This window comes from Pseudomonas neuropathica, from assembly GCF_051174785.1.
In the GTDB taxonomy this organism is placed as follows: Bacteria; Pseudomonadota; Gammaproteobacteria; order Pseudomonadales; family Pseudomonadaceae; genus Aquipseudomonas; species Aquipseudomonas neuropathica_A.
In genome coordinates, this window is record NZ_CP195111.1 from 5,285,946 (window position 1) to 5,310,337 (window position 24,392).

The following is a 24,392-nucleotide window of genomic DNA, read 5'->3' on the forward strand; positions in this document are numbered from 1 at the left end:
GTTTACCGGTTGGACTCAATCCTTGTGGGAACTGGCTTGCCAGCGATGGCGGCCTGACAGCCGACCTGTTTCCTGCGGATGTACTCAATCCCTTGTAGGAGCGAGCCTGCTCGCGATGGCGGCCTGACAGCCGACCAATTTCTGGCAGACTGCACACGGTCCAAATGTGGGAGCGAGCCTGCTCGCGATGGCGGCCTGACAGCCGACCAATTTCTGGCAGACTGCACACGGTCCAAATGTGGGAGCGAGCCTGCTCGCGAAAGCGGCCTGACAGCCGACCAATTTCTGGCAGGCTGCACACGGTCCAAATGTGGGAGCGAGCTTGCTCGCGAAAGCGGTCTGACAGCCGACCAATTTCTGGCAGGCTGCACACGATCCAAATGTGGGAGCGAGCCTGCTCGCGAAAGCGGCCTGACAGCCGACCAATTTCTGGCAGGCTGCACACGGTCCAAATGTGGGAGCGAGCCTGCTCGCGAAAGCGGCCTGACAGCCGACCAATTTCTGGCAGGCTGCACACGGTCCAAATGTGGGAGCGAGCCTGCTCGCGAAAGCGGCCTGACAGCCGACCAATTTCTAACTGGCTGCACACGATCCAAATGTGGGAGCGAGCCTGCTCGCGAAAGCGGCCTGACAGCCGACCAATTTCTGGCAGGCTGCACACGGTCCAAATGTGGGAGCGAGCCTGCTCGCGAAAGCGGCCTGACAGCCGACCAATTTCTAACTGGCTGCACACGATCCAAATGTGGGAGCGAGCCTGCTCGCGAAAGCGGCCTGACAGCCGACCAATTTCTAACTGGCTGCACACGATCCAAATGTGGGAGCGAGCCTGCTCGCGAAAGCGGCCTGACAGCCGACCAATTTCTAACTGGCTGCACACGATCCAAATGTGGGAGCGAGCCTGCTCGCGAAAGCGCCCCCACGGTCACCTCATCTCTACTTGCCCGCCCCCGCATTGGCATACAAATAATCCGTCGCCAGCGACGCCAATGTCCTGACCCCCACAACCAGCGCCGACTCATCCACAAAGAACCCCGGATTGTGATTCGGCGCAGCCTTGCTCATGTCTTGATCCCGCGGCGTCACGCCGAGAAACACAAACAGTCCCGGCACTTCTTTGGCGAAGAACGAGAAGTCTTCTGCGCCGCCCACCAGCGGTGCATTCACCACATCATCCTTGGCCGCCCACTTCAGCGTCGGCAGCATCTTTTCCGTCAGTGCCGGGTTGTTGATGGTCGGGTCGTATTTTTCGATGATGGTGACGTCGGCTTTCGCACCACCGCTTTCGGCGATTTTTTCTACGGTCTGGCGTACGTCGGCATGCAGTTTCTGTCGGATGCCGTAGTCGTAGGAGCGGATCGTGCCGGTCATGTCGACGGATTCGGGAATGATGTTGTAGCGGGTGCCGCCGTTGATGGTGCCGATGCTGACCACCGATGGATACGAGGAGATGTCGGTGCGGCGGCTGACCACGGTTTGCAGGCCAACGATGGTTTGTGCGCCGACGGTGATCGGGTCGATGCCGTCCCACGGGCGGCCGGCGTGGGTTTGTTTGCCGAGGATTTTGATGCGCAGGTCGTCGGAGCTGGCCAGGGTGGCGCCTGGGCGGTAAGCGATCTGGCCGGCGGGGACGCCGGCCCAGACGTGCAGGCCGAAAACGGCGTCGGGTTTCGGTGATTTCATCACGCCTTCCTCGACCATCATCTTCGCGCCCCAAGTGTTTTTGCCGTCGGGGATGAAGTCGCTCGGGCCTTCTTCGGCGGGCTGGAAGTAGAACACCACGGTGCCGGGCAGGGTGTCGCGCATGCCCGTGAGAATTTTCGCCGTGCTGAGCAGGATTGCGGTGTGGGCGTCGTGGCCGCAGGCGTGCATGACGTCGACTTCTTTGTCGAGATAGGTGCCCTTGGCTTTCGACGCGAACGGCAGGTCGGCGACTTCCTTTACCGGCAGCGCGTCCATGTCGGCGCGCAGGGCTACGGTCGGGCCGGGCAGGGCGCCTTTGAGGACGGCGACCACGCCGGTGCGGGCGACGCCGGTTTTCACTTCCAGGCCCATGGCCTTGAGTTGTTTGGCGACCAGTTCGGCGGTGCGTTTTTCCGTGTTGCCGAGTTCTGGATGAGCGTGGATGTCGCGGCGGGTTTCAAGCAGTTCGGGTTCAAGCTTTTGCGCTTGTTCGGCGATTTGCGTGCGGGTGCTTTCCAGCGTGGCGGCGCCGGCGTGGCTGGCGAACAGGGTCAGTAGAACGGCTTGGGCAATGCGCGTCAGTTGCATCGGTTTCTCCTTGATTATTGTTGTCGGGCTTCCCTGCCTGTGACTGCAATCGCGCGCCTGAGTGCTATTCCTTCGGCTGACCGCCACCGGCAGTGATCACTTGCACGCTCATGCGCGGCGTTGCCAGATCGAGTCCGGCTTCGTCGAGATGGCGCTTGAGCGACAGGTTGAAGGCTCGGGAAACTTCCCATTGTTTGATCGGCGCGGTCTTGAACCGTGCGCGCAGAATCGCGCTGCCTGACTCGAAGCTTTCGACACCCTGAATTTCCAGCGGCGACCAGATATTGCGCCGCTGCAGCGGATCGGTCCGCATCTTCTGCCCGACTTCGCGCATCAGTTTGATCGCGTCATCGATCTCCATGTTGTACGGCACCGCCACTCGGAAGATCGCGTAGCCGAATTCCCGCGAGTAGTTCTTGATGCTTTTGATTTCGCTGAACGGGATGGTGTGAACGATGCCGTCGATGTCGCGCAGGCGCACGGTGCGGATGGTCAGGCCTTCGACGGTGCCGAGGTGGCCGCCGACGTCGACGTAGTCATCGATGGCCAGCGAGTCTTCGATGATGATGAACAGGCCGGTGATCAAGTCCGCGACCAGCGACTGCGCGCCGAAACCGATGGCCAGACCGATCACACCGGCACCGGCCAGCAGTGGTGTGACGTTCATGCCCATGTTCGCCAGGGCGACGATCAGCGCGATGATGAAGATCGCCACGAACAGCACGTTGCGGATCAACGGCATCATCGTTTGTGCGCGGGCGTTGGCCAGGCCTTTGCGCGAGCGGGTGAGGGCGTGATGCACGGCGGTGTCGGCGAGGATCCAGATCAGCCAGGAGAAAATCAGCGTGCCGATCAGGCTGAACAGTTTGACGCTGACATCATGCCCTTCGCCCTCGGCGAAACCGATCAGCGACTGGCCCCACACGCGCAGGCCGAGTTCGATAAAGACCAGCCAGACCACCAGGTGCGCGAGGGTGTAGAAGAAGTTTTTCAGGCGTTCGGAGTAGAGCGCGTGGCGTTTCGGCCCGCGTTGCGGTTTCAGTGAGTGGCGGCGCACGAGGCCGTTGATCACCATGCACATCACTAGCAGCACGGTGCAGATCAGCGACTGGCGCAAGGCGGTGCTGGTGTCGCCGGCGGAAACGAACGTGGCGAACAGCGAGATGCCGACCAGCACCAGCGCCGGCACGTACCAGAAGGTGCCGAGGATTTCGATGGTGTCGCTGAGCGCGCGGCGGGTCAGGCGTCGCGATAGCGGCTGGTTGCGGATCAGGTGCGCAATCGGTCGGCGGAAACGCAGGATAAACAGACCGGTCGACAGTGCCGCGAGGACATTGGCGATGGTCGCGGCGGTGTGGGCCAGATGCACGCCCAGGCTTTCGATCAGGCGTGGATCGTTCAGCGCCTCACCGAACGCGGCGAAGCTGCCGATCAGCCACAGCGGCCGGAACGCCTGATGACGCAGGATGTACAGCGCGCGATGGCGGTGCGGGCCATCGAGCAGGGAAAACGCGATCACGCAGATCGCCGAAAAACAGGTGCCGACCACCAGCGCATAGGCCAGCACCATCGCCAGGCTTTTGCCCAGTGACGACGGCAAGGCGTAGCTCATGTAGACGGTCATCACCAAGGCGATCAGCCACGGCCCGAGCTTGCGCAAAGCGAAGCGCAACATGTCGAGGGCTTTGGGATGTTGCGGCAATTCTTCGGTGAGGCCAAAGCGCATGCGTACCCGATGGCCGAGCCAGATCAGCGCGGCGGCGAGCAGGCTCCACACGGCGAGGATCATGGCGAAGCCGAAGATGATCGGCAGCCATTCGTTGGCCGGCAGCATCATTGCACTCAGTTCGTCCTTGGCCAGGTCGAACTCGTTGCCCCAGCGGTTGAGCGGGCTGTCGGCGCCGGTAAATTGTTTTTCGAAGTTGGACAGGGTGCCGCCGATCAGGCCGAGCACGCCTTCTTCAGGGCTGGCCTGGGCTTTTTTGGTGGCGTCGCGCAGTTTCTTCAGATCGGTCAGCAACTGTGCGCGTTGCTTGTCGTTTTCCAGCGACTTGATGACTTCGTCGAGGGACTGACCGAGCGGCTCCTGCGCTTCGGGCTGCGCTTTGTTGGTGTTGAGCAGACCGGGCAAGCCGACCGCGTGGGCGGGCGCCAGCGGCAGCAGCGTCATCAGGCAGACGAGGAACAGATTGGGCAAAGCAAAAAGACGAGCGAACACTAGGCGGTCAACCTCGCAAGGGGCGGATTCGCTGGAGTGTACGAGGCCCACTAAAGCAATGCGAGCCGGGTGCGGATTTATTCGTTGAGTTTGGCGAGGATCTTGTAGACCACGGTGGCGAGGATCGTGAGCATGCCGATCCACATGGCGAACACGCCGGCGTTCTTGTCACGGAAGTTGAAGCCGATGGCCAGCAGGATCATTCCGCTCAGAATCGGAATGAGCATGGCGTGGAACGAAGACATCGAGATCATGGAGACTGCCTTGTCGAAATGAATGATGTAAGTCTAGGTCGGTTTTGGCTGAGCCGTGCTGATGTGTATCAGAACTGAGTCAGCCCAAAGATGAAATTTGTGTTGTCTGGACTGCCGCTTTCGCGAGCAGGCTCGCTCCCACATTGGAATGCATTTCAAACTGTGGGAGCGACGGTGCGACGATTCGACCTGCTCGCGAAGCTTTTAAGCTTTAAGGCAGCTCGCGGCAGGCGTAGAACGCGCTGAGCACTTTGACCAGGTGCGCCAGGTCGTGGCTGCCGCACAGTTCGCGGATCGAGTGCATAGCGAAGGTCGGCAGGCCAATATCGACGGTACGCACACCGAGGTGGCTGGCGGTGATCGGGCCGATGGTCGAGCCGCAGCCCATGTCGCTGCGCACCACGAAGCTTTGCACCGGGACTTCTTCGGCCATGCACAGATGACGGAAGAAACCGGCGGTTTCGCTGTTGGTGGCGTAGCGCTGGTTGCTGTTGACCTTGATCACCGGGCCGGCGTTGAGTTTCGGGCCGTGGTTGGCGTCGTGCTTTTCTGCGTAGTTGGGGTGCACGCCGTGGGCGTTGTCGGCCGAGACCAGCAGGGATTTCTGGATGGTGCGGACGAACTCGTCACCTTCCGGCAGCAGACGACGCAGGGTCTGTTCGAGCATCGGGCCATCGGCACCGCAGGCCGAGCAGGAGCCGACTTCTTCGTGGTCGTTGCACACCAGCACGCAGGTTTCGTCGGTTTCAGCGGTGAGCAGGGCTTGCAGACCGGCGTAGCACGACAGCAGGTTGTCGAGGCGCGCGCCGGCAATGAAATCACCGTTGAGACCGATAACTGCTGCGCTTTGCGTGTCGTAGAAGCTCAGCTCGTAATCGAGCACGACGTCGGCGTTCAAACCGTGTTCGCGGGCCAGTTGATCGGTGAGTACGGCGCGGAAGTCGACGCGCTCGTCACCGGCGAATTGCGCGAGGATCGGCGGAAGTTCGGTCTGCGCGTTGATCGCCCAGCCCTGATTGGCTTCACGGTTGAGGTGAATGGCCAGGTTCGGAATGATCGCGATCGGCGCCTTGAAGTCGATCAACTGGCTTTCGACTTTACCGTCACGGCGGAAGGTCACGCGGCCGGCCAGCGACAGATCGCGGTCGAACCAAGGCGCCAGCAGCGCGCCGCCGTAGACTTCAACGCCCAGCTGCCAGAAGCCCTGACGCTGCAGTTCAGGTTGCGGCTTGACCCGCAGGCACGGGCTGTCGGTGTGCGCGCCGACCAGACGGATGCCGCCGTGCAGTGGCGAAGTGCGGCCCATTTTGATCGCGACGATCGAAGAGTCGTTACGGGTAACGTAATAGCGGCCGTTAGGCTCGGTGCTCCATGGCTCGCGCTCGTCGAGGCGCACGAAACCGGCAGCCTCCAGACGCTGCACCAGACTGGCGGTGGCGTGGAACGGGGTAGGGGAGGCCTTGAGAAAGTCGATCAGGCCTTGGTTCAACTCTTCGCGCATAAGAAACTCCAGACAGCAATGGGCGGGAGTTTAACGCATCGGCCGGGGAATTGAATCTGCACCGGGTCCCCTGTGGGAGCGAGCCTGCTCGCGAAAGCGATTGATCAGTCAACATCAATGTTGAATGTAATACCGCTTTCGCGAGCAGGCTCGCTCCCACAGGGGTTCGGTGTTGTCGGTCAGAACGGTGCAGGGCACTCGAAGCGCAGGCGTTCGCCGCTTTGCGGGTGGGTGAAGCTGAGCATGCTTGCGTGCAGGCACAGGCGCGGCCAGGCGGCCAGCGCCTGCTCATGTGCGTAGAGCCCGTCACCGAGCAGCGGATGCCCGATCGACAGCATGTGCACGCGCAACTGGTGCGAACGGCCGGTGATCGGTGTCAGCTCGACGCGACACCAGTCACCGCAACGTTCTAGCACACGCCAGAAGGTCAGCGCATGCTTGCCGAATTCGTGGTCGACGACATGACGCGGCTTGGTCGGTGGGTCGTAACGCAGCGGCAGGTCGATACTGCCACTGTCGAGTTCTGGCTGACCCCAGGCCAAAGCGGTGTAGGCCTTTTCGGTTTCGCGGTCGTGAAACTGGCGCGACAGTTCGCGGTGAGTGTCGGCGTCACGCGCGAGCAGAATGATGCCGGAGGTTTCCCAGTCCAGGCGATGGACGATGCGCGCTTCCGGGTAGCCGTTTTCCTGCAAACGGGTAATCAGGCAATCCTTGTTGTCGTCGGCGCGACCGGGCACCGAGAGCAGCAACGTCGGTTTGTCGACCACCAGTACGGCGGCGTCCTGATGGATGATGCGGATGTTGGACAGCGGCATTAAAACAGCCTCGTAACAAATGCCAACGGCGGTTCAGGGCCATTCCCGCATGGGGATGGCCCTGAACCGCCGTCGTACCTGCCGGATCGACTCAGCGATCAGGCAGGGTGATGTTGAGTTCCAGAATCGAGCAACTGCCCTGGCTTTCCAGTGCAACATGTACGTCGTCGTTACCGATGTTGACGTACTTGCGGATCACGTCGACCAGTTCCTTCTGCAAGGCTGGCAAGTAATCCGGCGTGCTGCGCTGGCCGCGCTCATGCGCCACGATGATCTGTAGACGCTCTTTCGCTACCGAGGCGGTACTTGGCTTTTTGTTGGCACGAAAGAAGTCAAAAAGGTTCATTACCTACCTCCAAACAGGCGCTCGAAGAATCCCTTCTTCTCGACATCGAGGAAACGGTGGGCTTTTTCTTTGCCCAGCAAACGGTCGACGGTATCGCTATACGCCTGACCGGCATCGCTCTGGTCGTCGAGAATCACCGGCACGCCCTGGTTGGATGCCTTGAGCACCGCCTGGGACTCCGGGATCACGCCAAGCAGCGTTACCGAGAGGATTTCCTTGACGTCTTCAACGCCAAGCATTTCGCCCTTTTCAACACGCTCCGGGTGGTAGCGGGTGATCAGCAGGTGTTCCTTGATCGGGTCTTCGCCACGTTCGGCGCGACGCGATTTGCTCGCCAGCAGGCCGAGCATGCGGTCCGAATCTCGTACCGAGGACACTTCCGGGTTGGTCACGACGATCGCTTCGTCAGCGAAGTACATGGCTAGGTGTGCACCTTTTTCGATGCCGGCCGGGGAGTCGCAGACGACGAACTCGAATTGTTCCTTGAGCTCCATCAGGACTTTTTCCACGCCTTCGACAGTCAGCGCGTCTTTGTCGCGGGTCTGACTGGCGGCCAGTACGTAGAGGTTTTCCAGGCGCTTGTCTTTGATCAGGGCCTGTTGCAGGTTGGCTTCGCCGTTGACCACGTTGACGAAGTCATACACCACGCGGCGCTCGCAACCCATGATCAGGTCAAGGTTACGCAAGCCCACGTCGAAGTCGACGATCACTGTTTTGTGGCCGCGCAGAGCGAGGCCGGTACCGATAGCGGCGCTGGTGGTGGTCTTACCCACACCACCCTTGCCGGATGTAACCACGAGAATCTTGGCCAAGGTGTTTCACCCCTAAGGAAGAAGGACTTTTTAGCCCCTGAAAAACATCTCTTGAAAACTACTGCAGTCGGACAGCCTTGGCTGGAATTCGGCGTTGAGCCTTTTTCCTACTTCGTTTGAGCCGTTTTCGCTACGTTTTAGAGATGCTTGGAAAATGCGGCAGTATCCGTTAAAGCCGAATGATGTTCAACACGTCGCCCGACAGGCTGACCTGTACGCCCGAGCCCCACATAGGGTCGCGGCGCAAATCTTCGGAAACCTTGTAATGACCGGCGATGGAGATCAGTTCAGCGCTCAATTGCTGACAGAAAATCCGTGCCTTGGTATCACCCTTCACGCCGGCCAGCGCCCGACCACGCATCGGGCCGTATACATGGATGTTGCCATCGGCGAGAAGTTCCGCCCCCGGGCTGACCGAGGACACCACGACCAGATCGCCACCCTGCGCGTATATCTGTTGGCCACCACGTACTGGCGTGGTGATGACGCGGGTCGGTTTGACGGTGGGTTCCGGCGGTTTTTCCGGTTTCTTTTTGACTTCGGCTTCGGGTGTTTCCAGCGGCCGCTCACGGGCGCCGGACGGCGGCAGCACGGGAATGTCGATGGCGATGGCGGCGGCGATGTCTTCGATGCGGCTGGCGCGAATCGCCAGGGTGCGCAGGCCATGTTGACGGCAGACGCGCATCAGGCCCGGCAGATCGACGGCGCCTTCGCTCGGCGGCAGTTTGTCCAGCGCCAGAACCAGCGGCGCGTTGCTGAAGAAGTTCGGCGCCTGGGCGACTTTGGCGGCCAATTGCCGATCGAGGCTTTCGAGGTCGTTACGGGCCAGTTCCAGCACAGTAATGGCCAGCATGCTGCCCTTGAGCTGGAATACGGGATCTTGGTCTAACGGTTCGGTTTGGCTCATGTCGGCATACAACGGCTTGTCACTAAAAGTGCCGAGACTTATAACGAGAACGCCCGCGAGCCGCAAGCCGGGTCGAACGATGTAGAATGCGCGGCCACTGTATTTACGGAAGCTTTAATGGATCGCCCGCGTTTTCGAAAAGCATTTTTATCGCCTCGCTTCTGGCCGCTCTGGTGCGGTCTGGGGCTTTTATGGCTGATCGTGCAGTTGCCGTATCCGGCCTTGCTGACCATCGGTCGAGTTTTGGGCGCCTTGATGTATCGCGTGGCCGGCGACCGGCGGCGCATCGCCAAGCGCAATCTTGAGCTGTGCTTCCCGGAAAAATCCGCCGCCGAGCGCAAACGCCTGCTCAAGGAAAACTTCGCCTCCACCGGCATCGCCTTTTTTGAAATGGCCATGAGCTGGTGGTGGTCGCGTGAACGTCTGGCCAAGCTGGCCCATGTTGAAGGCCTGGAGCATTTACAAAAAGCTCAGCGCGAAGGCAAAGGCGTGATCCTGATGGCGGCGCATTTCACCACGCTGGAAATCGGCGCAGCGTTGCTCGGTCAGCAGCACACCATCGACGGCATGTACCGCGAGCACAAGAATCCGTTGTTTGACTATGTTCAGCGTCAGGGGCGCGAGCGGCACAACCTCGACTCGCTGGCGGTGGAGCGCGACGACGTGCGTGGCATGCTTAAGCTACTGCGTTCCGGTCGCGCGATCTGGTACGCACCGGATCAGGACTACGGCGCCAAACAAAGTATCTTCGTGCCGCTGTTCGGCATTCAGGCCGCGACCGTGACGGCGACGACGAAATTCGCCCGTCTCGGCAAGGCGCTGGTGGTGCCGTTTACTCAGGAACGTCTGGCCGACGGCAGCGGTTATCGCTTGGTGATTCATCCGCCGCTGGAAGATTTCCCCGGCGAAACCGAAGAGGCCGACTGCATCCGCATCAACCAGTGGGTCGAGAGCGCTTTGCGCGCCTGCCCCGAGCAGTATCTGTGGGCGCATCGACGCTTCAAGAGCCGTCCACCGGGCGAGCCGAAGCTGTACGCCAAGCGCGGTTGATTGCCCCATCCCTTTAAGCACCATGGAGTGTTGCGATGAGCCCAGCTGAACCGGTCACAGGTTTGATTCTTTCCGGCGGCGGGGCTCGGGCGGCGTATCAGGTGGGGGTGCTGGCGGCGATTGCCGAATTACTGCCGTTGGGCGCGGACAATCCGTTTCCGGTGATCGTCGGCACGTCGGCCGGGGCGATCAACGCCGTCAGCCTCGCCAGTGGTGCTACAGACTTTCGCGCCGCCATCGAACGCCTCACCTTGTTCTGGCAGGGCTTTCGCAGCCATCGCGTGCTGCGCAGTGACTGGCCCGGGGTTATCCGTCAGGCCAGCCGCTTTGTCAGCCACAGCCTGCTCGGCCTCGGTCGACAATTGCCAGTGGCACTGCTCAACAGTTCGCCGCTGCGCGATCTGCTCAATGAAAAACTGCACATGCCTGGCATCGCCGAATCCATCGCGCGCAAGCAATTGCATGCGGTGGCGGTGACCGCGTTCGGCTACGAATCAGGACAAGCGGTGACGTTCTATCAGGGCGGCGGCACCATTGATTCGTGGTTGCGCCATCGGCGTATTGGTGTGCCGACGCAGCTATCGGTGGATCACCTGCTGGCCAGTTCGGCGATTCCGTTGTTGTTCGCGCCGGTGAAAATCGGTGATGAATATTTCGGTGATGGCGCCGTGCGGCAATCGGCACCGATCAGCCCGGCATTGCATTTGGGCGCGAGCCGGGTGCTGGTGGTCGGTGTCAGCGGCAACCCGCGCGGATTTGATCCGCAGCAGCCGCAGGAGCGCGCCTACACCGGTCAGCAGCCGACGCTGGCGCAGATCGGCGGGCACATGCTCAACAGCACGTTTATTGACAGCCTGGAAAGCGACATCGAGTTGCTCCAGCGTCTCAACCAGTTCAGCCACTTGATGCCCGCCGGTACGCCGACGCGCGAGTTGGGTGTGGCACCGGTGGAGGTGCTGGTGATTTCGCCGAGTCAGCCGATCGATGAGATCGCGGCGCGGCATCGCCAGGAATTGCCGGCGGCGTTGCGTTTGTTTCTGCGTGGGCCGGGAGCGACCAAGACCAGTGGGGCAGGGGTATTGAGTTATCTGCTGTTCGAGGCGGGGTATTGCAGCGAGTTGATTGATCTGGGGCGGCGTGATGCGTTGGCCAAGCGCGAGGAGCTGTGCCGGTTTTTGGGGATATCCGAAGCGGTGGTTCCGGCCTGAAATCTGCGGTGAGGCCTTCGCGAGCAGGCTCGCTCCCACATTGGAACTCGGTCGAATGTGGGAGCGAGCCTGCTCGCGAAGCTCTTGAAATCAGAAGTGGAACTTCACCAGGAAGCTCGTGGTGCTCTGATTGGTCTTGAACGCACCGGTATCGTCGATGCCGTACTTGTCTTTCCAGTAGTCGTATTCCACACCGACATACAACTGCTTCTCGCCGAAACTCAACGCCTTGCCCAAGTCGTATTTGACCTGCGGGTTGAAGTGCAGGTTGGCGTGGTAATCGCCTTTGGAGTTGGAGTCGTTGTCGGTGACCCAGTCCATGAAGCCGTCGATCAGGATGTCCGACTTGCCGACCGGGATGGTGTAGGACCAGACCGGAGTGATCTGCCAGACGTTGTCACCGGCGCGAGCGCCTTGGGTGTGGCGCTGGTAGAAGTTCAACTGGAAGTAGTCGAAGCCCGGAATCGCCAGGTCGAAGCCTGGACCGATCAGGTACGACTCGGTGTCGCCTTCGCCGAACTCGTATGTCATCGCCACCAGCACGTCTTTGATCGGGCCGAACTCGATCTTCTGGTCGAGCACTTTGCCTAGCGAGATGCGCGGGCTGAACTCACCGTAGTAGGTGTTCGGACCGTTGCTGAAGTCCTTGCCACCGTTGTAGAAGATCTTGTCGAAGAAGAAGAAGTTGTCCCCATAAGTCCACGCATCGGCATGCTCGAAGGTGACAGTCTGCTGGATGCGCGGGTTGACCTGGAAGTCCTTGCCATACAGATAGGTCAGGCTGTTGTTCTGCCACTGCAGCAGGCCCTCGGCCATGGCCTGGCCGCCGGCCAACATCGATCCCGCGAGCATCAGGCTGGTGCACATACGTTTCATTCGGTTGCTCCCAAAGTAGGTGTTCCACGTTTATTTTTTTAAGATCGGCGCTCTGGTGTGGCGCCTTTTTTCGTTGCTGCAAAAGTCATCCGATCGGTCAGCTTCGTTGCTGTTAGCAAGAGCCGAGCCAAGGCTTTCGAAAAGCAAAAAAACACCCGCTCGGCTGCTGAAAAACAGTCGATTGAGTGTGTTTTCGGGTGCCTCGGTACTGACCGGGGCCGGGATAAGTTGGCTTTTCGGTCAGGAATTAAATCCGGGCTTTTTTTTAGACCGAATTCAAGAGGCCGCGGAGAATACTGACTCAACGGCCAGGTCTCAAGTGCCCCGCAACAGAGCACCGACGACAGGTATGGGGCACGGTTGCGGGCCATCTTAAAAGTGCACCTTGACCAGCAGGCTGGCGGTGTTCTGGTTGGTGTCGAAGTTGTGGGTGTTTTCGACGCCGTATTTATTTTTCCAATAGCTGTATTCGGTGCCGACATACAGTTGCTTGTGGCTCCAGCCCAGGGCTTTGCCCAAGTCATATTTGATCTGCGGATTGATGTGCAGGTTGGCGTGGTAGGTGCCGCGCGAGTTTTCATCGTTGTCGACCACCCAATCGAGGTAGCCGTCGATCAGCACATCGGAGTTGCCTAAAGGAAAGCTGTAGGACCAGCCCGGCGTGATCTGCCAGACGCCATCACCGGGACGCGGGCCTTCGGTCTGGCGGCGGAAAATGTTCAGGGTGACGTAGTTGAAGCCGGGCACCTTGAGGTCGAAGCCGGGGCCGATCAGGTAGGCCTCGCTGTCACCTTCGCCGTATTCATAGGTCATGGCCAGCAGCACGTCTTTGATCGGGCCGAACTCAAGTTTCTGGTCGAAGATCTTGCCGAACGAGAAGCGCGGGGTGAATTCACCGTAGAAGGCGTGCGGGCCTTTGTTCGCGTCTTCCTTGCCGTTGTAGAAGATCTTGTCGACGAACAGGAAGTTGTCGCCGTACTTCCACTTATCGGCGTGCTCGAAGGTCAGCGTCTGCTGGATCGACGGGTTGATTGCGAAGTTCTTGCCGTACAGATAGCTCAGGCTGTTGGTCTGCCACAGCAGTAAATCGCCGGCCATGGCCTGACTCGCGGCCAGCAGGCCGCCACTCAACAGAACGTTGGTTTGCGTGCGAATCATTGGTTGCTCCCTCTTGTTTTTATTGTTTGAGGCGCAGAGCGGTTGCTTAGCCCTTGTGGGAGCGAGCCTGCTCGCGAAGAGGGCGTGTCACCATCACAGTTGAATGACACAGCGCTTTCGCGAGCAGGCTCGCTCCCACAAGGTTTTGTGGTGACTTCGTTAATGCTGGTGCGCGTGGCAGTCGTTGATCGCTGCACGCTCTTTGCCGCCGAGAATGTTGAACAGCAGGTTCAGCGTCAGCGCGCTGAGCGTGGCCATGGCGATGCCGCTGTGGGTAATCGGGCTCATCCACATCGGCAGATGCGCGAAGAACTCCGGACGCACCACCGGGATCAGGCCCATGCCGATGCTCACCGCCACCAGCAACTGGTTGCGACGGTCACCGATGTCTGCTTCCTGGAGAATCTTGATGCCGGTCGCGGCAACCATGCCGAACATCGCGATTGCTGCGCCGCCGAGTACCGCCGGCGGAATCGACGCCACCAGAAAGGCTGCTTTCGGCAGCAGGCTCAGGACGATCAGCAAGCCACCGGCAACGATGGTCACCGAGCGGCAACGTACTCCGGTCATCTGCACCAGACCGATGTTCTGGGCGAACGAGGAGTGGGTAAACGTGTTGAAGAAACCCGCCACGAACGAGGCGCCGGCATCACACAGCAAGCCACGACGCAGCATGCGTGGGCAGACCTCCTGGCCGGTGATTTTGCCCAGGGCGAGGAACATCCCGGTGGACTCGACGAAGATGATCACCACCACCAGACACATCGACAGGATCGGTGCCAGTTCGAATTTCGGCATGCCGAAATGCAGCGGAGTGACGAACTGAACCCATGGCGCGTTGGCCATGCCGCTCAGGTCGACCATGCCGATCGCGCCGCACAGCAGGTAGCCGAAGCACATGCCGATCAGGACGGAGATGTTGACCCAGAAACCGCGCATAAAGCGGTGAATCAACAGAATGGTGCCCAACACCAGAGCGGCGATGGCCAGATAAATCGGTGAGCCGAATTGCGCAGCGGCGGCGCCGCCACCGGCCCAATTCACGGCCACGGGGAACAGCGATAAACCGATCGAGGTGATGACCGTGCCGGTCACCAGCGGCGGGAAAAAGCGCACGACCTTGGACATGAACGGCGCGATGAGCATGCCGAAGAAACCGGCGGCGATCGTTGCACCGAAGATGCCTTGCAGGCCGATACCGGGCATGCCGGCCATGGCGACCATGCTGCCGACCGCAGCGAAACTGGCGCCCATCATCACCGGCATGCGGATGCCCATCGGGCCGATGCCCATGGATTGCACGATGGTTGCGATACCGGCGACCAGCAGGTCGGCGTTGATCAGGAAGGCAATTTCTTCACGACTCAGGCCAGCGGCCTGTCCAATGATCAGCGGCACCGCGATGGCACCACCGTACATCAGCAGAACATGTTGCAAACCGACCAGGATCAGTTGCAAAAGGGGCAATCGCTGAATGGCGGGTGCGTCGGGGATGCGCGCTTTGGACAGCTCGGACATGCAACACCTCGGATCTTTTTATTCTTGTGATTAACAGCTGCCGGGTTGCTCACAGCTGTTTATTTGCATCAGGTAAAACTGCGCTAAGGCGATTCGCGAGCAGGCTCGCTCCCACAGGAAATGCGCGATCTCTGTGGGAGCGAGCCTGCTCGCGGAGCTTTGTTACTTAGTTGGTCTGCGCTCCCTGGGCGATCCATGCACCGATCAGGTCACGTTCCTGCTGGGTCATCTGCGTGATGTTGCCCAGTGGCATGATCTGCGTGGTGATGGCTTGCGCCTGGATGCGCGCCGCGTTCTGACGGATCTGCTCTGGGGTATCGAGCATCACGCCCGCAGGTGCAGCACTGAACAACGGACTGGTTGGTTTGGCCGAGTGGCAAACCGCGCAACGTTCTTGAATCACGGTGTGGACTTTGTCAAAGCCAGGACCTGCGTTGGAGGCTTGTGTTGGTGCAGCAGGTTCAGCAGGGGCTGCCGGTGCTGCTTCAGCCGGTTTCGCGCCACCGCCCAGTGCCGTTTCCGGCAACGGTTGGTACTCGATTTTCGCTGGCGCCTTGGCCACTTCCGGCGCGGTCGACATCGGCATCGGGCCGGTGACGTACGCCAGACTGATCATGCCCACCGCTGCCACTGGCAGGGTCCAGGCAAACTTGTGGCTGTCGTGACGGGTGTTGAAGTAGTGACGCACCAACACCGCCAACACCGCGATCCCGGCGAGGATTAACCAGTTGTACTGGCTGCCATAGGTGCTCGGGAAATGGTTGCTGATCATGATGAACAGCACTGGCAGGGTGAAGTAGTTGTTGTGACGTGAACGCAGCAAACCTTTGGCTGGCAGCGCCGGGTCCGGCGTGCGGTTCTCGGCAATCGCCGCGACCAGTGCGCGTTGCGCCGGCATGATGATGCGGAACACGTTACCGACCATGATCGTGCCGATGATCGCGCCAACGTGCAGGTATGCACCACGACCGCTGAACACTTTGCTGAAGCCATACGCCGCACCGATGATCAGCACGAACAGAATGAAGCCGAGCAGAGCAGGGCGTTTACCCAGGGCCGAGTCGCACAGGAAGGAGTAGATGAACCAGCCGATAAACAGCGAGCCGATACCGATGGCCACGCCTTCAGGGCCGCTCAGGGTGCTGCCCGGAGCCAGCAGGTAGAGCGTCGGGTTGGAGTAGAACACCACGCACAGCAGCGCGATCCCCGACATCCAGGTGAAGTAGGCTTCCCATTTGAACCAGTGCAGGTTCTCCGGCATCGCCGGCGGGGCCAGTTTGTATTTTTCGAGGTGATAGATACCGCCACCGTGGATCGCCCACAGGTCACCGGCAAGACCGGTTTTCGGGTTGACGCGGTTGAGGTTGTTCTCCAGCCAGACGAAGTAGAACGACGCGCCGATCCAGGCCACGCCAGTAATCATGTGAACCCAGCGCACGCTCAGGTTCAGCCATTCCAACAGATGTGCTTCCACAGTCTTTACCTCTCGCCTGTCACTCTTGTTGTCGAGTGATCAGACCTTCTCTTATTGGTGGGGGGCGAGGATCAAACGCTCATCCTCTTTGAAAAAATGCTCATCGCAGTTATTGCCTGTGCCACTGCGATCAACCACCAGGAAGTCATCCCGCTTTTCGATCGTCAGCACCGGATGGTGCCAAACGCCGCGATGGTAATTGATGCCCTGCCTGCCGTTGGTGACGAAGGCGCGGACCAAGCCTGATACAGGTTCATCGCCAAGTGGCGCGACCACGATCAGAAAGGGGTTACCGAGCAGCGGAATGAAAGCCTGGCTGCCCAGCGGATGGCGTTCCAGCATGCAAACGGTCAGCGGCATGTCCTGCGCGTCGGCGCGGAAGATGCTGATGATCGCGTTGTCCTCGGGCTGAGCGGTTTCGACCGTCGCCAGTTTATGGAAGCGCATGGTCGAACCGTTGTTGATCATGAAGTGATCGCTGCCGTCGGTTTCGATCACGTCACCGAAAGGGGCGAAGGCTTCTTTGCTCAGCGGTTCAATCTGTAGTGTGCGCATGCTGTTCTTCTTATCCGAATTCTGTGTTGACTGTTCTGACGCCTTCGCGAGCAGGCTCGCTCCCACCTTTGGAATGCGATCCCTTGTGGGAGCTAGCCTGCTCGCGAATGGCTTCACTGCTTATTTAGCGACCTTGCCGAGAACGCGCAGGCGGCTCACACCACCGTCCGGGAACACGTTCAGGCGGATGTGGGTGATCGGGCCCAGCGCCTTGATCTGCTCGACGAAGGTGTGTTCGGCGTGCATTTCCAGCTTCTGGCTCGGCAGCAGTTCACGCCAGAACAGCGACTGGGTCTCGATCTGGCTGTCAGTACCGCCTTTCACGAACGCGCCCTGGATCGAGCACGTGTCCGGGTAGTTGCCTTTGAAGTGCAGGGTGTCGACGACGATCTTCTCGATCTCGCCCGGATGACCCAGCGCGACGATCACCCAGTCATTGCCCGGGGTACGACGACGTGCAGTTTCCCAGCCGTCGCCCATGTTGATGCCACGGCCCGGGTTGAGGATGTTGCTCATGCGGCCGAAGTGTTCGTCGGAGCAGGCGAGGGCGCGGCCACCATTGAGGGCTGCTGCCAGATCGACTTGCTCGTTGTCGCCAACCGCCGACCAGTCGCGGAACGGAATGCCGTACACGCGCAGACGGGCGACACCGCCGTCCGGGTAGATGTTGAAGCGCAGGTGGCTGAACGCTTGGTCGTTGCTGATTTCGTGGTAGTGGTGGCTGTTGCCTTGCAGCTCGACGGCCGACAGCACTTCAGTCCACTGAGTGTTTTCATCAGGCTCGCCCGACGCCAGGAAGCACGCTTCCAGAGAGGCCGATGGCGGGAAGTTGCCGGTGAAGAATGAAGTGTCGATGTCCACGCCTTTGATCGAGCCCGGTACGCCCAGACGAATCACAGCGCTGTCGAAGCCTTCGAAGCGCTTGCGGCGCGATTCCCAGCCGTCCATCCACTTGCCGTTGTCATCGAACACGCCCTCCTTCCATACGGCCGGGGTCGGTTGGAACAGACGATTGGCGTCTGCGAACCAGTCATCGGTGACCGAGATGATTTTGGTGCCCAGACGGGCATCGGCCAGGTTGACGAATTTTTCGAAAGGTACGGCGTAAGCTTTCATTCTTCTTGTCTGCCTTTAAATAAGTGGCTGGGGATGCTTGCGAGACCCTGGGTACTCTCCGCGTTTGATGTACTCGGGTCAGGCTCGCTATAGGGTCAGTAAACGGAACAGGGCGATCTTGTTGATCTCCGCCAGCGCGCATTTGAACTCGGTATCTTGCGAGTTGTGAATGCGCGTTTCGAACGCCGCGAGGATCTGATGCCGGTTGCTGCCTTTTACCGCCATGATGAAGGGAAACTTGAACTTGGCTTTGTAGGCGTCGTTCAGCTCGGTGAAGCGCTGGAACTCTTCGGCCGTGCATTGGTGAATACCGGCGCCAGCCTGTTCATTGGTGCTGGCTTCGGTCAGTTGGCCCTGGACGGCGGCTTTGCCGGCCAGGTCCGGGTGAGCGTTGATCAGCGCAAGCTGGCTGGCGTGATCGGCGCTCAACAGGATGTCGCTCATGCGCTGGTGCAGGGTTTCGATCTCGTCGATCGAAGTGTCCGCGCTCAGGTCATAGGCCTTCTCGGCCACCCATGGCGAATGTTCGTAGATGTCGGCGAAAGCGTTGACGAAAGCGTCGCGGCTCAGGCTCGACGGTTGCAGGGTTTGAAAGCGGCTCATTTGGCGGTCCCTTGGTACGGCTGGGTTTCGTGCCAGTGACGCGCGATGTCGACGCGACGGCTGAACCACACCTGTTCATGACTTTTGGCGTATTCGATAAAGCGTTTGAGTGAAGCGATGCGACCCGGACGGCCGATCAGGCGGCAGTGCAGACCGATCGAGAGCATTTTCGGTGCTTCAGCGCCTTCGGCATAGAGCACGTCGAACGCGTCTTTGAGGTATTCGAAGAAGTCGTCACCCTTGTTGAAACCCTGCACCTGAGTGAAGCGCATGTCGTTGGTGTCGAGGGTATACGGGATCACCAGATGCGGCTTGCCGGTCGGGTTGTTCGGTTCCCAGTAGGGCAGGTCATCGTCGTAGGTGTCGCAGTCGTAGAGGAAACCACCTTCTTCCATGACCAGACGACGGGTGTTCGGGCCGGTGCGGCCGGTGTACCAGCCCAGTGGGCGCTCACCGGTGATTTCGGTGAGGACGCGGATCGCTTCGAGCATATGCTCGCGTTCCTGCGCTTCGTCCATGTACTGGTAGTCGATCCAGCGGTAGCCGTGGCTGCAGATCTCGTGGCCGGCATCGACCATCGCGCGGATCACGTCCGGGTGGCGTTGTGCGGCCATGGCGACAGCGAAGATGGTCAGCGGAATGTCGAATTCCTTGAACAGTTTCAGGATCCGCCAGACGCCGGCACGGCTGCCATACTCGTAAAGCGATTCCATGCTCATGTTGCGCGCGCCTTGCAGCGGCTGGGCAGCAACCATCTCGGAAAGGAACGCTTCGGATTCTTTGTCGCCGTGCAGAATATTGCGCTCGCCGCCTTCTTCGTAATTGAGTACGAACGACAGGGCGATGCGGGCATTACCCGGCCAGTGTGGGTGAGGAGGGTTACTGCCGTAACCGATCAGGTCGCGTGGGTAGTCAGCGCTCACTGCAGTCTTCCTTCTTGTTCGTTGACAGATTTGTGTGGCGGCCTGGCAGGCTGGCGTCACAGCGATGGGCTGATTGTATACAACTTTATTCGCAATTTGTAAGCCTGAATTTTCGCATTTTTCACCGACTGTCATCTTTTGCTGTTATTGGCGTGAGCCTGCAAGAAACCTGCCTGACCAGTCAGCTAATGGATGGGAGGTGCAATGAATAGGCGTGTTGTTGGCAGAACGCGAGGAAACCCCCGAATGGCGGGGGTGGCGTGAAAAATGTCGTTTTTATTGTGTACAATTTTTTTGAAAAGTGTCTTAATCAATCGCTCGCCGCAGCTTTTCGTGCTCCGAATCGGTGCGGTCTCCTTTTCAACTGACTTCGGGAGGCGCGAAGTCTGACTGCTCCATGCAGGCAGGCGCGCAGAATCAATGGGACGTTTGACAACACACGTTTTGGACGCTGCACACGGTTGCCCGGGCAGTTCGATCAAGGTCGAGCTGTACCGCGTTGAAGGATCGCACCTGGAATTGGTCGCCAGTGCTGTAACCAACAGCGATGGCCGGGTCGATGCACCGCTGCTGCAAGGCGATGACTATCGCACCGGCGTTTATCAGGTTCAGTTTCACGCGGGCGATTACTACCGCGCCCGTGGCGTTCAGTTGCCGGAACCGGCATTCCTGGACGTGGTGGTGCTGCGCTTCGGCATCTCTGCCGAACAGGATCACTACCACGTGCCATTGCTGATTTCGCCCTACAGCTATTCCACGTACCGGGGCAGCTGACCCCCAAGCAGCTGCCCCCACCGGGAAGCGACTGCGCATATAGCTTCTTTGGTCTTTCGCCCGCTCACACTGCGGGCTTTTTTTATTTCTGCATTTTGTGTGGATTTGCCCGCGCGCGCTCCAGAGAACTGCGGAGCGCGTTGCTCCGCTTACCTATAAGGCCATTCAGCTGTGTCGAATGACGATCAGGTTGTGTTCCTGCGTTGGCAGAGGCGCGTTGATGCCCAGCAAAAAAATGATCCTGTTCGCGTGCAAATGCTCCACCAGGTCATCTTTGACATGGGTAACCATGTTGTCGACCAAGATTCTTTTTTGCAGCCAGGTAATGGGATTAGAGAGAAAAACAGTGTTGTTTTGAATTTTGTCCATGAACATGATGAAAACATGTTCAACACCCGTTCGCTTGATCACTAAGGCATCCCCCAGACTGGGGGAAAACTCATGGGTAATGGAGTAACCGTGTGCGCTAAGAAGATCTTTGAATAGTGCCCGCGTAGTTCGGCCACCCCTTCGATGTTGCGAACCGGAGAGCAGTTCCGGACTGATTTCGATTGTTCGCAGATCTTCAGCGGACGGTCGCGGCATACGCATGTGGCCATCTACGTCGGTCGCAAGCGGCGATAGGAGCACCAGTGGGTCGCTCAAGTCTTGGCGAACGAACCTGTTATCGCCCACGAACATAGGTCGATTTTCCCAGAACTTGAAAGTCTCGAACAATGCACTGATCCCGGACCCGGTTATTTGACCGGAGTAACTGGCCCGATTGAACATCTCCCGCGCCGCTTTGCTTGCAGTCGGACCAGAAAGGTAGGGGAACTGATCGCTGACATATTGAGTCAGGCTTTTTTCAAATGGCCGACTCTCGACAATATTCCAGGTGTCACTGCCTTGCCCTGTCCTGTCCGCTACCTTTACCGCCACTCTGGGTTGAAGCTCAGGCGTGGTCAGCAGCAGCTTTTCGAAAGCATCGAAACCCGTGGCAGAAAACAGTGGAGGCTTGATGAAGGCATAGGCGTCAACGACGTGGGTCGGCTGGTCAAGTATCGCAAAGTGCTTGCCGCCGAATTTGATGGAGTCGCCGGCTGACGGTTTTGTCGTGGTTCCCCAGCCTTTCCATATTGCACTGATGCCCATGAGTACGATGGGATCGAGAGAATCACTGTCTTCTGGCAGTCGAGGGCGTTTATTTGGGCTCGGGCCGGGCTGCTCTGACTGGTTGATAGCACGAGCACTGCCCGGTTGTGGAGCTTGTTGTGTATCTGTAGTGGTCTGCAGTTTACGCCGCCAGAGGAATTGCCCCGGAATCCGTTCGAACGTTATATCCGGCACATTCTTCGTTGTCGCTGAAGCCTGTTTGTATTCGCCTTGTTCATTCCTGCGAACCTGGACGGTTCCTCCGTCGATGTCGACATACGTAGTTCCGATCGGCCCTTTGCGGATGCCGTCTTGGGACTGGTGCCTGACTGGGAGAAGGGTTGCCAGATAAGGGTCGACGAAAATAATCGCTTGTAATGGTTCGGCAGACTGTTGGTGCGCTGGCAGATGACCCTGCCTGGACTGAGCCGCGTACCACTGTGCCTCGACTCGCCAATGTGGCTGGCCGTCGATTTTTTTCACAATCGGTGGTGTCACGCCTGGCGCTGCGGGCCAGGGAATCTGGTAGTCACCGGCGGTAGTGAGCTCAACCCGGTAATGACTGCCGTCTTTCATATGCGCGTAAGTCCGACCGTCCGGGGCCACGAATAATCCGTCGACTGATCCGTGTGGCTTTAGCAGAGGGGCTTGTAATACCGGCAGTGATATCTCGGCCAGTCTGGCATTGGCTTCAGTGTTCACCGGGTCCGTTATGTGACTAACCACAACATGTGGCGCGCCGGTAGTTGGGGTGCCAGACGCAATGGGAGTGGAAGTGTCGGGCAGTCGATTCGTACCTGGCGCAAGAATGTTGGAGCTGCCAGGATTCGTTCCGCTGCCATTGCCAGCGTTAGGCCTGTTGGTAGTCGAGGTATCGGGCGATACAGGGCGAACCGTGGTCTTTGTGGGTTTGATCATTGAAATGTCTCGGCGTGATTCATGTTTTTTTCCTCACTGTATTGCTCGATCATTGGTCTTTGAAAATGAACAGCGTTGTCTGCCCCAGAACATCTGTCTGGATTCCACCAAGCAGGTAGCTGATCTTTTTATCTTTGCTGTAAGCCGACAGTGGTGTTGGTTCACGACTGGCTGTTTGCACCACAACCTCACTGCGTTGAAAACGCTCAGGCTGAAATCGCTGCAGGCGTCCGTCGATAAGAGGCGGCAGTTTCAGCACAAATACGTGATCGATCTTTTCCCGGTAAAAGAGCAATTCGTTCTCGGCAAGCGTGCTCTTCGACTGGTTGATCACGTAACCGTCATCTTCCAGAAGCTGGCTGAACAGCCTGCGCAAGTTGGGACCCGTTGGCGCTGCGGCGTATTCGTTCCAGTGCCGAGAGAAACGTCCAGGATCAAAATCCAGTCGCATCAAGCCTTCACCCAGCGAGGACGGAATCGGCAGGGTTTCTTCAGTTCCGGAAAGTGGGCGCAACATTAAAAGCGGATCAGAAAGTTCTCGACGCGGCGCTCTTCGCTGATCCCTGTTAGCCCAGTAACGAAACACCTGGTTCAGCAACGCCAAACCGGGAGCAATGATGATTTCGGATCGGTTCGCCTGATTGAACATGGCTCTGGCGAGTGAGTTGACCGATTGATCCGACAGATATTTGAAGGTTGTGGAGATGTACTGAGTAATCGGCCTCTCAAAGGGCACGACACTGTCCAGTACCGTCCATTGGTTGTTTCTTTTAACTGCCCATTTCGGCTGCATCGACGGGTTATCCCGCAGCATGTATTCGAAGGCGTCATACAAGGCGGGTGAAAACAGCGGATGTTGCAGATAAACCAGTCGCGGGTTGGCACTCAAGTCCTGTTGCATCACCCGGTAATACTGCCCGTCTATCTCGATATGCTGGCCCAATTGTGGGCGGATACTCTGTCCCCAGTTTCGCCATAAGCCGAAACTCAGGTTGATCGCGTCGGGGTTGGCGGACAGCAAACTCTCGGTCAGCGCCTGGGTGGCGTCTGTCCCTTCTCCATGATGCGGTCGCTTGCTTGGGCCGGCCATGAGTTCTGGCAGATCGGTCGAGGCTTTGCGTTTTTCCTGTAGCGAACGCTCCGGTTCAGAACCGGTCTGCCCGGTTTTACGGCGCCACAGTCGTGTCCCGGGAATCTGTTCGAACAATAATGCGGATGCATCGCGCACGTTCGCGGAGGCTTGCTGATATTGACCGTTGGCGTTTTTACGCACCATGACGGTTCCTTCGGCGGTGTCGATATAGGTCTTGCGGTGCTTGTCGTAGCGGATTCCGTCTGGCGTCTGCTGGGAGGGGGAGAGCAGGGCCGCTGCATCGGTTGCCAGGTAAATCGGGGGTTCTGCAGGAAGACCTTCGGTGGCTACGTTTCGCCGATCACTTTCTGAGCTGGGCGCCAGCCAATTGGGCCGTTCGAACGTCCAGACGGACTGGCGTTCTGTCTTGATCAGAAAGGTGCCTGGCAAGTGCGGGGTGAAATCGAAGGGAATTCGATAGCGACCATCGTGCTGCATCTCGACCAGCAGATGTCCTTCGTTTTCAACATTGGCGTACAACTTGCCCCCCGGACTGGTGAACAGGCCTCTATCGGGATCGAGCCGCTGGAGCAGGTGTACTTGATCGGCAGGCCAGGTAATTGATCGCAGCGCTGACTCAACTTGCGGTGAGTGGAACTCAGCCATTTTGTTGACCTGCACTGACGGTTGATGCACTGGGGCGTCCGGCAGGCCAACGGAGAATGGTGTGGTTGCCTGGATTTCAACCGGTTGTCGGGGGGATGTACTTGCAATGTTTGGGCGAATATCGGGCGCAGTGACCCCGGCCACACGCTTTGGTGGTTTGACCATTGATTTGATCTCGCTGTATGAAACAAGAGGTTTTATTGCGGCTTGTCCACAGAAACTTGCG

Annotated in this window: 21 protein-coding genes; 3 read left to right on the plus strand and 18 right to left on the minus strand. The window is 59.0% G+C overall.

Going from position 1 to position 24,392, the window contains the following annotated elements:
- Nucleotides 1–933 precede the first annotated feature (933 nt).
- The 8 genes from ACRRSD_RS23950 to minC form a co-directional block, all read right to left on the minus strand.
- Complete coding sequence (locus ACRRSD_RS23950) at nt 934–2,268, minus strand: amidohydrolase (RefSeq protein WP_435035693.1); 1,335 nt, start codon at nt 2,266–2,268, stop codon at nt 934–936.
- Between the two features lie 64 nt (nt 2,269–2,332).
- Nucleotides 2,333–4,486 (minus strand): mechanosensitive ion channel domain-containing protein, encoded by a 2,154-nt coding sequence (locus ACRRSD_RS23955; RefSeq protein WP_435035695.1) that lies wholly within the window; start codon nt 4,484–4,486, stop codon nt 2,333–2,335.
- A 77-nt stretch (nt 4,487–4,563) separates the two neighbouring features.
- Nucleotides 4,564–4,740, minus strand: coding sequence for a hypothetical protein (locus tag ACRRSD_RS23960; RefSeq protein ID WP_163004785.1), 177 nt, complete (start codon nt 4,738–4,740; stop codon nt 4,564–4,566).
- 211 nt (nt 4,741–4,951) lie between these two features.
- Nucleotides 4,952–6,241 carry a M18 family aminopeptidase gene (locus ACRRSD_RS23965; protein WP_435035696.1) on the minus strand — a complete coding sequence of 430 codons (1,290 nt, stop codon included), beginning with the start codon at nt 6,239–6,241 and terminating at the stop codon, nt 4,952–4,954.
- A 179-nt stretch (nt 6,242–6,420) separates the two neighbouring features.
- Nucleotides 6,421–7,056, minus strand: coding sequence for an RluA family pseudouridine synthase (locus ACRRSD_RS23970; protein WP_008080882.1), 636 nt, complete (start codon nt 7,054–7,056; stop codon nt 6,421–6,423).
- Between the two features lie 91 nt (nt 7,057–7,147).
- A complete protein-coding gene (gene minE, locus ACRRSD_RS23975) occupies nt 7,148–7,402 on the minus strand; it encodes a cell division topological specificity factor MinE (RefSeq protein WP_003223146.1) in 255 nt (84 codons plus the stop codon).
- Nucleotides 7,402–8,214 (minus strand): septum site-determining protein MinD, encoded by an 813-nt coding sequence (minD, locus tag ACRRSD_RS23980; protein WP_007913953.1) that lies wholly within the window; start codon nt 8,212–8,214, stop codon nt 7,402–7,404. Before minD ends, minE begins: the two co-directional genes overlap by 1 nt.
- Before the next feature lie 169 nt (nt 8,215–8,383).
- On the minus strand, nt 8,384–9,121 hold the full coding sequence (minC, locus tag ACRRSD_RS23985; RefSeq protein ID WP_026000431.1) for a septum site-determining protein MinC: 738 nt from the start codon (nt 9,119–9,121) through the stop codon (nt 8,384–8,386).
- 117 nt (nt 9,122–9,238) lie between these two features.
- Here minC and ACRRSD_RS23990 point away from each other — a divergent pair, with 117 nt between their 5' ends.
- Together ACRRSD_RS23990 and ACRRSD_RS23995 are read left to right on the plus strand one after the other, a co-directional pair.
- On the plus strand, nt 9,239–10,171 hold the full coding sequence (locus ACRRSD_RS23990; RefSeq protein WP_095114336.1) for a lipid A biosynthesis lauroyl acyltransferase: 933 nt from the start codon (nt 9,239–9,241) through the stop codon (nt 10,169–10,171).
- 35 nt (nt 10,172–10,206) lie between these two features.
- Nucleotides 10,207–11,379 (plus strand): patatin-like phospholipase family protein, encoded by a 1,173-nt coding sequence (locus ACRRSD_RS23995; RefSeq protein ID WP_435035699.1) that lies wholly within the window; start codon nt 10,207–10,209, stop codon nt 11,377–11,379.
- Between the two features lie 90 nt (nt 11,380–11,469).
- Here the strand turns inward: ACRRSD_RS23995 and ACRRSD_RS24000 are convergent, their stop codons facing one another.
- The 8 genes from ACRRSD_RS24000 to puuE all read right to left on the minus strand — a co-directional run bounded on the left by ACRRSD_RS24000 (nt 11,470) and on the right by puuE (nt 19,602).
- Nucleotides 11,470–12,255, minus strand: coding sequence for an outer membrane protein OmpK (locus ACRRSD_RS24000; protein WP_095119997.1), 786 nt, complete (start codon nt 12,253–12,255; stop codon nt 11,470–11,472).
- Between the two features lie 372 nt (nt 12,256–12,627).
- Nucleotides 12,628–13,413, minus strand: a complete 786-nt coding sequence (locus ACRRSD_RS24005; protein ID WP_016982869.1) for an outer membrane protein OmpK — start codon at nt 13,411–13,413, stop codon at nt 12,628–12,630.
- Nucleotides 13,414–13,572: 159 nt separating this feature from the next.
- A complete protein-coding gene (locus ACRRSD_RS24010) occupies nt 13,573–14,931 on the minus strand; it encodes a nucleobase:cation symporter-2 family protein (protein WP_110721145.1) in 1,359 nt (452 codons plus the stop codon).
- Nucleotides 14,932–15,097: 166 nt separating this feature from the next.
- Nucleotides 15,098–16,405: a urate hydroxylase PuuD gene (locus tag ACRRSD_RS24015; protein WP_435035701.1), complete on the minus strand. Its 1,308-nt coding sequence runs from the start codon at nt 16,403–16,405 to the stop codon at nt 15,098–15,100.
- Nucleotides 16,406–16,456: 51 nt separating this feature from the next.
- Nucleotides 16,457–16,960, minus strand: a complete 504-nt coding sequence (locus ACRRSD_RS24020; RefSeq protein WP_435035703.1) for an ureidoglycolate lyase — start codon at nt 16,958–16,960, stop codon at nt 16,457–16,459.
- Between the two features lie 120 nt (nt 16,961–17,080).
- Nucleotides 17,081–18,076: an allantoicase gene (gene alc, locus ACRRSD_RS24025; protein WP_007913974.1), complete on the minus strand. Its 996-nt coding sequence runs from the start codon at nt 18,074–18,076 to the stop codon at nt 17,081–17,083.
- Between the two features lie 87 nt (nt 18,077–18,163).
- Nucleotides 18,164–18,679 carry a 2-oxo-4-hydroxy-4-carboxy-5-ureidoimidazoline decarboxylase gene (uraD, locus tag ACRRSD_RS24030; protein WP_435035705.1) on the minus strand — a complete coding sequence of 172 codons (516 nt, stop codon included), beginning with the start codon at nt 18,677–18,679 and terminating at the stop codon, nt 18,164–18,166.
- Nucleotides 18,676–19,602, minus strand: coding sequence for an allantoinase PuuE (gene puuE / locus ACRRSD_RS24035; RefSeq protein ID WP_435035707.1), 927 nt, complete (start codon nt 19,600–19,602; stop codon nt 18,676–18,678). Before puuE ends, uraD begins: the two co-directional genes overlap by 4 nt.
- 420 nt (nt 19,603–20,022) lie before the next feature.
- Here puuE and uraH point away from each other — a divergent pair, with 420 nt between their 5' ends.
- Nucleotides 20,023–20,376 carry a hydroxyisourate hydrolase gene (uraH, locus tag ACRRSD_RS24040; RefSeq protein ID WP_007913983.1) on the plus strand — a complete coding sequence of 118 codons (354 nt, stop codon included), beginning with the start codon at nt 20,023–20,025 and terminating at the stop codon, nt 20,374–20,376.
- Nucleotides 20,377–20,541: 165 nt separating this feature from the next.
- Here uraH and ACRRSD_RS24045 read toward each other — a convergent pair whose 3' ends face one another.
- Both ACRRSD_RS24045 and ACRRSD_RS24050 read right to left on the minus strand, forming a co-directional pair.
- Nucleotides 20,542–22,086, minus strand: a complete 1,545-nt coding sequence (locus tag ACRRSD_RS24045; RefSeq protein ID WP_435035709.1) for a hypothetical protein — start codon at nt 22,084–22,086, stop codon at nt 20,542–20,544.
- A 391-nt stretch (nt 22,087–22,477) separates the two neighbouring features.
- Nucleotides 22,478–24,331: a hypothetical protein gene (locus ACRRSD_RS24050; RefSeq protein ID WP_435035710.1), complete on the minus strand. Its 1,854-nt coding sequence runs from the start codon at nt 24,329–24,331 to the stop codon at nt 22,478–22,480.
- Nucleotides 24,332–24,392 lie beyond the last annotated feature (61 nt).

Excerpts from the sequence above, each read along its gene's own strand:
- uraD (WP_435035705.1), bottom strand. The coding sequence starts at position 18,679 with ATGAGCCGCTTTCAAACCCTGCAACCGTCGAGCCTGAGCCGCGACGCT.
- ACRRSD_RS23995 (WP_435035699.1), top strand. The coding sequence starts at position 10,207 with ATGAGCCCAGCTGAACCGGTCACAGGTTTGATTCTTTCCGGCGGCGGG.
- uraH (WP_007913983.1), top strand. The coding sequence starts at position 20,023 with ATGGGACGTTTGACAACACACGTTTTGGACGCTGCACACGGTTGCCCG.
- ACRRSD_RS23970 (WP_008080882.1), bottom strand. The coding sequence starts at position 7,056 with ATGCCGCTGTCCAACATCCGCATCATCCATCAGGACGCCGCCGTACTG.
- ACRRSD_RS23965 (WP_435035696.1), bottom strand. The coding sequence starts at position 6,241 with ATGCGCGAAGAGTTGAACCAAGGCCTGATCGACTTTCTCAAGGCCTCC.
- ACRRSD_RS23960 (WP_163004785.1), bottom strand. The coding sequence starts at position 4,740 with ATGATCTCGATGTCTTCGTTCCACGCCATGCTCATTCCGATTCTGAGC.
- ACRRSD_RS24050 (WP_435035710.1), bottom strand. The coding sequence starts at position 24,331 with ATGGTCAAACCACCAAAGCGTGTGGCCGGGGTCACTGCGCCCGATATT.
- ACRRSD_RS24000 (WP_095119997.1), bottom strand. The coding sequence starts at position 12,255 with ATGAAACGTATGTGCACCAGCCTGATGCTCGCGGGATCGATGTTGGCC.
- ACRRSD_RS24010 (WP_110721145.1), bottom strand. The coding sequence starts at position 14,931 with ATGTCCGAGCTGTCCAAAGCGCGCATCCCCGACGCACCCGCCATTCAG.
- ACRRSD_RS23990 (WP_095114336.1), top strand. The coding sequence starts at position 9,239 with ATGGATCGCCCGCGTTTTCGAAAAGCATTTTTATCGCCTCGCTTCTGG.
- ACRRSD_RS23950 (WP_435035693.1), bottom strand. The coding sequence starts at position 2,268 with ATGCAACTGACGCGCATTGCCCAAGCCGTTCTACTGACCCTGTTCGCC.
- minC (WP_026000431.1), bottom strand. The coding sequence starts at position 9,121 with ATGAGCCAAACCGAACCGTTAGACCAAGATCCCGTATTCCAGCTCAAG.
- minE (WP_003223146.1), bottom strand. The coding sequence starts at position 7,402 with ATGAACCTTTTTGACTTCTTTCGTGCCAACAAAAAGCCAAGTACCGCC.
- alc (WP_007913974.1), bottom strand. The coding sequence starts at position 18,076 with ATGAAAGCTTACGCCGTACCTTTCGAAAAATTCGTCAACCTGGCCGAT.
- ACRRSD_RS24045 (WP_435035709.1), bottom strand. The coding sequence starts at position 22,086 with ATGAAAGACGGCAGTCATTACCGGGTTGAGCTCACTACCGCCGGTGAC.
- ACRRSD_RS24020 (WP_435035703.1), bottom strand. The coding sequence starts at position 16,960 with ATGCGCACACTACAGATTGAACCGCTGAGCAAAGAAGCCTTCGCCCCT.
- ACRRSD_RS24005 (WP_016982869.1), bottom strand. The coding sequence starts at position 13,413 with ATGATTCGCACGCAAACCAACGTTCTGTTGAGTGGCGGCCTGCTGGCC.